At 67.9% G+C, this 6,491-nt stretch carries 9 protein-coding genes; 1 reads left to right on the top strand and 8 read right to left on the bottom strand.

Features of this window, described 5'->3' with window-relative positions; all coding sequences use genetic code 11:
* Positions 1-8: 8 nt before the first annotated feature.
* The 3 genes from lnt to HUK82_RS05835 all read right to left on the bottom strand — a co-directional run bounded on the left by lnt (position 9) and on the right by HUK82_RS05835 (position 2,948).
* Positions 9-1,520, bottom strand: coding sequence for an apolipoprotein N-acyltransferase (gene lnt, locus HUK82_RS05825; protein WP_218061520.1), 1,512 nt, complete (start codon positions 1,518-1,520; stop codon positions 9-11).
* Positions 1,517-2,365 (bottom strand): GNAT family N-acetyltransferase, encoded by an 849-nt coding sequence (locus HUK82_RS05830; RefSeq protein ID WP_176613055.1) that lies wholly within the window; start codon positions 2,363-2,365, stop codon positions 1,517-1,519. The genes lnt and HUK82_RS05830 overlap by 4 nt, the downstream gene beginning before the upstream one ends.
* A gap of 178 nt (positions 2,366-2,543) precedes the next feature.
* Positions 2,544-2,948: a MucR family transcriptional regulator gene (locus HUK82_RS05835; protein ID WP_176613056.1), complete on the bottom strand. Its 405-nt coding sequence runs from the start codon at positions 2,946-2,948 to the stop codon at positions 2,544-2,546.
* 105 nt (positions 2,949-3,053) lie between these two features.
* Here HUK82_RS05835 and HUK82_RS05840 point away from each other — a divergent pair, with 105 nt between their 5' ends.
* Entirely contained in the window at positions 3,054-3,311 is a 258-nt protein-coding gene (locus HUK82_RS05840) for a sulfurtransferase TusA family protein (RefSeq protein WP_176613057.1), read from the top strand.
* 3 nt (positions 3,312-3,314) lie between these two features.
* On the opposite strand, the gene HUK82_RS05845 is transcribed toward HUK82_RS05840, so the two are convergent.
* The 5 genes from HUK82_RS05845 to HUK82_RS05865 all read right to left on the bottom strand — a co-directional run.
* A complete protein-coding gene (locus HUK82_RS05845; RefSeq protein WP_264802177.1) occupies positions 3,315-3,794 on the bottom strand; it encodes a GNAT family N-acetyltransferase in 480 nt (159 codons plus the stop codon).
* A complete protein-coding gene (gene tsaB, locus HUK82_RS05850; protein ID WP_176613058.1) occupies positions 3,791-4,516 on the bottom strand; it encodes a tRNA (adenosine(37)-N6)-threonylcarbamoyltransferase complex dimerization subunit type 1 TsaB in 726 nt (241 codons plus the stop codon). Before tsaB ends, HUK82_RS05845 begins: the two co-directional genes overlap by 4 nt.
* Positions 4,513-5,097: a malonic semialdehyde reductase gene (locus tag HUK82_RS05855; RefSeq protein WP_176613059.1), complete on the bottom strand. Its 585-nt coding sequence runs from the start codon at positions 5,095-5,097 to the stop codon at positions 4,513-4,515. Before HUK82_RS05855 ends, tsaB begins: the two co-directional genes overlap by 4 nt.
* Positions 5,098-5,193: 96 nt before the next feature.
* A complete protein-coding gene (locus HUK82_RS05860) occupies positions 5,194-5,757 on the bottom strand; it encodes a NifU family protein (RefSeq protein WP_176613060.1) in 564 nt (187 codons plus the stop codon).
* A gap of 111 nt (positions 5,758-5,868) precedes the next feature.
* Positions 5,869-6,491 (bottom strand): MOFRL family protein (locus HUK82_RS05865; RefSeq protein WP_305144399.1); only part of this gene is annotated, 623 nt, incomplete at its 5' end.

Raw genomic sequence — 6,491 nt, forward strand, 5'->3', positions numbered from 1 at the left:
AGGCGCACTTACTGCGACAGCCTCGCGCTTTGCCGTTTGCGCGGGCGAACCAGCGCCAGCGCGCACGCTGCCAACGCCATCCCGAGCGGGATGGAACGACCGGCCAGGGCGAACACGGTCGGGGGCAACGGGGCGGGCAACGCCGCCACCAGCGTGCCACGCCTGCCCCACCCCAGACGCGCGATTTCCCGGCCTGTGGGACCGTACACCGCGGAAATGCCGGTGTTGGCGGCGCGGGCGATCGGCATGCCCTCCTCGACTGCGCGCATGCGCACGCTGGCCAGATGCTGCCGGGGGCCCGCACTGTCGCCGTACCACGCATCGTTGGTGACGTTGACCAGCCAGTCGGGTCGGTCGCGCCGGTCCACCACGCGCCCGGAGAAGATCACCTCGTAACAGATCAGGGGGCCGACCGCTCCCGCCCCAGGCAGGTGCCAGGTGGTGACCCCGTGACCCGGGACGAAGCCGCCCCCCGGCACGACGTGAAATGGCAACAGGGCGGGATTATATTCGCCGAAGGGGACAAGGGTGCTCTTGTCATAATGCGCGCGGACCGTGCCGCCGGCGTCGATGGCTTCGATCGCATTGTGCCAGTCCTCGCCCGGGCCGATGCGGAGCGTCCCGATCAGGCCGGTCGCGCCGCCGCCAGCCCGCGCGATCATGGCCTGCGCAGCCGGCTCGCGATCCAGAACATAGGGAAACGCGGTCTCGGGCCAGGCGAAGACGACGTCCGGGCGGCCCAGTTGCCGCGCACGGGCCGTACCTTCGGCGGTCAGGTCGAGATAAGTGTGAAAGATCCCCAGCGGATCGTCGCGGGCGATCTTCGTTTCCTCGGAAATATTGCCCTGCACCAGTGCGACGGCCGGCATCGGCACCTCACGGGGACGCACGATGGCCAGCCGCAGCGTCCCGGCGGCCCCCCAGACCATCATCATGGCGGCAAGCGCAAGACGGGTGCGACGCCCGTACGGCACCAGCGTGGCCATCAGCACCGTCAGCAGGGTCAGACCATCCACACCGATCCACGCCGCCGGCTGGATCATCACCTGACCGGCACGCCCGGGCCATTCCCACGCACTGCCCAAGGGATTCCACGGAAAGCCGGTAAACAGGAACACACGTCCCATGTCGGCCAGGGTCCATAGTCCCGCAAACAGGACCGCGCGCCGAGGTCCGGCCGGCACCAGCCGACACACAGCGGCAGGAACGGCGGCGAAGGGTGCGAGGATCAGGGCGCAGCCGGGTGCGGCAACGGGCACCAGCCACCAGAAATCCGCCGCGCGGATCAGGATGGCATTGGTCAGCCAGTACAGGCCCGCCGTATGCAGCCCCAGCCCGAAGACGAAACCATAGCCGAAGGCGCCCCGCCATGTCCTGGCCGCGTCGACCCGCCGCAGCAGAACCGGAAAGACCAGCGCAAGCACCGGCACCAGGCAGAGCGGTGGAAAGGCCAACGCGCCCGCGGCTCCCGCGAGCAACGTGACCAAAGCGGCGCGAACGCCGCCGGGCAGCCGTTTCAATCCAGCGCGTCGCGGAGGCGGCGTTCGTAGTGACGATAGTATTTGTCGGCCAACAGCTCGCTTTTGACCAGAACCGCGACGTCGAGCGTATTGAACTGGTCGTCGATCACCGCGCCATCCCCGACATATCCGCCCAGACGCAAATATCCCTTGATCAGGGGGGGGAGCCGGGCAAGGCAACGCCGATGATCGAGCGTGTTCGGATCGGTGCGCAGCATCTCCACCCGTCGTTCGGGCAGGGCACTGATGCGCAGCGCCGGAGGGGCGAGATGGTTATGGTACAGATATGTCAGTTCGTCGCGCATCTGATCCGGGTCCGTTCCCGGCAGACTGGCGCAACCAAAGAGGACATCGATGCGGTGCAGGAAGATGTAGGACGCGATCCCGCGCCACAAGAGCTGCATCGCCGCCCGCCCCCGGTAGGCCGGATCGACACAGGATCGTCCGACCTCAAGAAGACGGCCGGGGAATTCCGTCAGGCGGGAGATGTCGTATTCGCTGGCGGTATAGAAGCGACCGACCTTGGCCGCCGCCTCTCCCTGCAGCAGGCGATAGGTACCGACGACACCCTTTGCGCCAGAAGAAATCGCGTGGTCGATGACGAGGAGATGGTCGGCGACCTCGTCGAAATCGTCGACATCGCGACGCGTTCTGGCCGTGCGCTCGTCCGCGCGGGCGCCCATTTCCTCGTAGAAGACGCGGTAGCGCAGGGCCTGGGCCGCATCCCGCTCGGCGTCGGTCGTGGCGATGCGCACGCCCAGATTGCCGCCGCGCAGTTCGGTGAACCCGCGCCGCTCGAACGCGAGCGTCGAGAGAGACCCGCGCAATGTGTTGTCCGCGCTCATGGCCGCGCGCTGCTCCGTGGGGCCCGTGTCACTGTGTCATGCTCCGGCTTCGTGCATCCCGAAAGCATAGGCCGTCCGACGGCAGACCGCCGGAGCGGGATGCTCCCTTGCAAGCGACGTAGCGGATCAGGACCCGGCTTGTCCATTCCCGTGCGCTGAGCCCCCCGGCGGGGAGCGGTCAGGAACGGCGGGTTCCCAGACCGTTCCGGCGCGCCAGACGCGAGCGTTCGTCGGCGTAATTCGGGGCGACCATGGGATAGTCGTTCGGCAGGTCCCAGCGCGCCCGATACTGCTCCGGCGTCATGCCGTAGGCCGATTTCAGGTGGCGACGCAGTATCTTGAGCTTCTTTCCATCCTCCAGACAGACAATATAATCGTCGAACACCGATCGGCGCGGCGGCACGGCGGGGGTGGGGGACAGAGCAGCCACGCAACCAGCCGACGACGCCACGTCCGTCAGCGCCTCGTGCACCGAGGCGATGACCTGTGCCAGGGTCTCGGCCCCTACGGGGTTCCCCGACACGTAGGCGGCGACAATCTGCGCTGTCAGCGCGGGCACGGAAGGCTGATGGGCGAGTGGCATCCGGGTTCCCTTGTGTCTGACGCCGATCGTCGCGCCTGTGGATCGTGTGGATATGACCAGACCGATGACCGAACGATCATCTGATAGAAAGAGAGGAATAATACGATGTCGCATCGGCTTACCACGGAAAACTGCATTCCGCTTCTGGATATCAGCCATGAGACCTGCCCCATGACCTTCGTGCACACCCGGATTGCTCTTGATCGGCTTGCGCCAGGCGGGCTTCTGGATGTTCGGCTGAAAGGGGTCGAGGCCCGTCGCAACGTGCCCGCCAGCGCGCGCGAACTCGGGCACAGCATCGTTGCGGAGACGGAGGGCGGCGCGGGTATTTTGACCGTACGGATAAAAAAGAAGGAGGGCTGAGGCTCAGTCCGTTAGGGAGCGCGCGAGAACGCGCGCATCGCTGCCGTCCGCATAATACGCACGGCGCCGCCCGATGCCCGCGAATCCACAGCCTTCATACAGAGCCCGCGCCGCCGTATTGGCCTCCGACACCTCGAGGAACAGTCGCCCGGCGCCCCGGCCGCGGCAGTCCACCGCCAGCCGCGCCAGCAACGCGGAGGCAATACCCTGACGACGGCATGACGGCAGAACGGCGAGGGTCAAGACCTCGGCCTCGTCCAGCACCTGCCGGGCCATGACGAAACCGCGCACGGCCGCGGGATCATCAGCCGAGCCGCTCTCCAGCACGGCAAAGGTCCCCGGCATACCCAGAAGCGTTGACATCGCCGCTTCGTCCCATCGGTCTGTTTCGGGGAAGCACAGGGCATGGATGGCCGCCAGAAGCGCCGCCGACTCAGCGCCAGCGCGTACGAGAGAGAAGACATGTGTTCGTGAGCGGGTCACGACCCCGCTTTCGGCGCCGGTCGCAGGCCACCAGCGGGCAGCTTTGCCTCCGCCGCCTCCACATACAGCGGCAGCGGCGCGCGGGGCGGCAGGTCCCCACGGGCACGGCGCAGGGCCGCCGCCGCAATCATCAGCGCATCAGGCGCATGATGTTTCGACAGTTGTGCGGAAGAAGCGCTCGCCCCGTCCAGCAGGGACTCGGCAGCGTTGCCCGCCAGCAGGACCGGCTCGCGCGCCAGCGTCAGCCCGTCGAGAGCGCACGCCGTCACAACGCCGGCCTCGTCAAGAAACACACGCCCGCGCCGGGCCGCGAGAACGCAGACCGCCCGCGTCAGCCCCCTGTCGGCGGCCTCCGCCATCAGGGCGGGCGCCAGTGCCTCGCCCACCGTTACCGGCAGGACCACGGCGCCGCTGCCGAGTGCCACGCCGTGCGCCAGCGCCAGCGAGGCCCGCAATCCGGTGAACGACCCCGGACCACAAACGACCGCGACGACGTCGATCTCCCGCGGGCACCAGGCGGCCTCGGCCAGCAGGGCCCGCACCAGCGGTGCCAGTTCCTCCGCCCCACCCCGCCCGACGATCAGGCGCGACGCCCGCAGATCAAGCTGTTCGCCCACCCCGGTCACGCACGCGGCCAAGCCGCCGGCGGCATCCCCGGCGGCCGACGCATCCAGCACCAGGAGGCGCTTAACCGGGGTCGTGTCGTGCGTCCCGCCGGTCACAGCACCATGCAGGCTTCATCGAAGCCGAGGCGCGGGGCGCGCGGATGCTCCGGCACGCCGTCGGCGTAGCCTAGACTGACCAGAAAATTGGCCCGCCAGCCCTGGGCGGCAAGAAAGCTGTCCTCGACCATGAACGAATCGAAACCCGACATCGGCAGCACATCGAGCCCCAGCGCCCGCGCCGCCATGATCAGGTAGGCCCCCGCCAGCGTCCCGTTGCGAAGCGCCGTCTCCTCCGACAGGGCAACGTCGGCCGCGAACCACGACCGCACGTCGGGCAGATCGTTCAGCCGGTTCATCTTGTCGAAAAACAGAGGATCGTGCGCCACGATCACGGTCAGGGGCGCCGTCATAACCCGGTCCACGTTTCCGGCCGACAGGGCCGGGCGCAGACGTTCGCGGCTGTCGGGCGACTGCAGGAAGACGAAGCGGCCCGGCTGGCAATTGCCCGAGGTCGGACCGAGGCTGAGCAGACCGTACAGCGCAGTCAGAGTGTCTTCCGACACCGGCGTCGCCGACCAGCGGTCAGGAGTTCGCGCCGTGCGGAAAAGCGTGTCCAGATCCGTATCGCTCAGAACCATGTCATGTGGCCGCCGTGCTGGGCCATCTCACCGCTGGCCGTAAGGGGAAAGCCGCGTTTGTGCGGCATCGGGCCGGACGCCGCAAGCCCCGCCGGATCAGGCCTCGACCTGCTCGACCGAGACGACTTCCGGCACGTAGTGACGGAGCATGTTCTCCACACCGTGCTTGAGCGTGGCGCGCGATGACGGACAGCCCGAGCACGCCCCCTGCATTGTCAGGCGGACGATCCCGTCGCGATAGCCCCGGAACACGATATCGCCGCCATCGGCCGCTACGGCCGGGCGGACGCGGGTGTCCAGCAATTCGCGGATCTGGGTGACGATCTCCAGATCTTCGGGCGCGATCGCGTCCTCGATGATTGCAGCGCCTTCCTCGATGACCGGATGGCCGGACACGAAGTGGTCGACCAGAACGGCCAGAACCTGCGGCTTGACGGTGCGCCAGTCGGCGTCGTCGCTCTTGGTCACGGACACGAAGTCGGCCCCAAGAAAGATACGCGACACGCCTTCGACGGAAAACAGCGCATCGGCCAGAACCGACCGTCCCGCCGTCGCGTCGGCATCGATGAAGTCGGCCGTCCCGCGATCACCCATCACATCCCGGCCCGGCAGAAACTTCAGCGTCGCGGGATTCGGTGTGTCTTCGGTCTCGATGAACATGGTGCGGGTCCTGTCGGCAGGGTGCATAGCGCACAGCGTTAGTACTATTTGCATCAGATGTGGCAGAAACCGCCCGTCCGCAACCCCTGCCGTCACGACAGCAGCGAGGCCCTACCCCGGCAGTCCGACCAGGATCGCCCGAAAATCGTTGACATTGGTCAGGGTTGGCCCGGTCCGGATCAGATCGCCCAGCCCATCGAACAGGCGATAGCTCTCATGCCCGTCAAGCAGGGCACGGGGATCGAGCCCCCGCGACGCCGCACGGGCCAGGCTGTCCGGCGCGATCACCGCACCCGCCGCGTCCTGGTTGCCGTCGATTCCGTCAGTGTCGGCGGCCAGCGCCCAGATCGGGGCGACGTCGCCGGGCATGTCCTGCAACGCCAGTGCCAGGGCCAGACAGAACTCCGTGTTGCGGCCGCCCGCGACGTTGCCGACGTGCGGCATGGTCACGCTCGTCTCGCCACCGGACAGCAGCACGGCGGGCGACGGCAGCGGCAGCCCATACTGGGCCGTCGACCGCGCTATTCCGCCCAGAACGATCGCCGCTTCCCGGCTCTCCCCCTCGATCGCATCGCCCAGAATGATGGGCGTCACACCCAGCGCGCGCGCCTGCTCGGCCGCCGCCTGCAAAGCCATCAGCGGGCTGGCGATCAGGCGAATGTCGTCAGCGCCCCGGTCGGGGGGCGCAGGCGGCTCCGGCAGCGCCAGCAGACGCGCCACGGCCTCGGGGGGCG

Source organism: Ameyamaea chiangmaiensis (assembly GCF_013376175.1).
In the GTDB taxonomy this organism is placed as follows: Bacteria; Pseudomonadota; Alphaproteobacteria; order Acetobacterales; family Acetobacteraceae; genus Ameyamaea; species Ameyamaea chiangmaiensis.

Bases quoted from the DNA above. Each gene is read 5' to 3' on its own strand.
- HUK82_RS05840 (WP_176613057.1), top strand. From the start codon at position 3,054: ATGTCGCATCGGCTTACCACGGAAAACTGCATTCCGCTTCTGGATATC.
- HUK82_RS05835 (WP_176613056.1), bottom strand. From the start codon at position 2,948: ATGCCACTCGCCCATCAGCCTTCCGTGCCCGCGCTGACAGCGCAGATT.
- HUK82_RS05855 (WP_176613059.1), bottom strand. From the start codon at position 5,097: ATGGTTCTGAGCGATACGGATCTGGACACGCTTTTCCGCACGGCGCGA.
- HUK82_RS05830 (WP_176613055.1), bottom strand. From the start codon at position 2,365: ATGAGCGCGGACAACACATTGCGCGGGTCTCTCTCGACGCTCGCGTTC.
- HUK82_RS05860 (WP_176613060.1), bottom strand. From the start codon at position 5,757: ATGTTCATCGAGACCGAAGACACACCGAATCCCGCGACGCTGAAGTTT.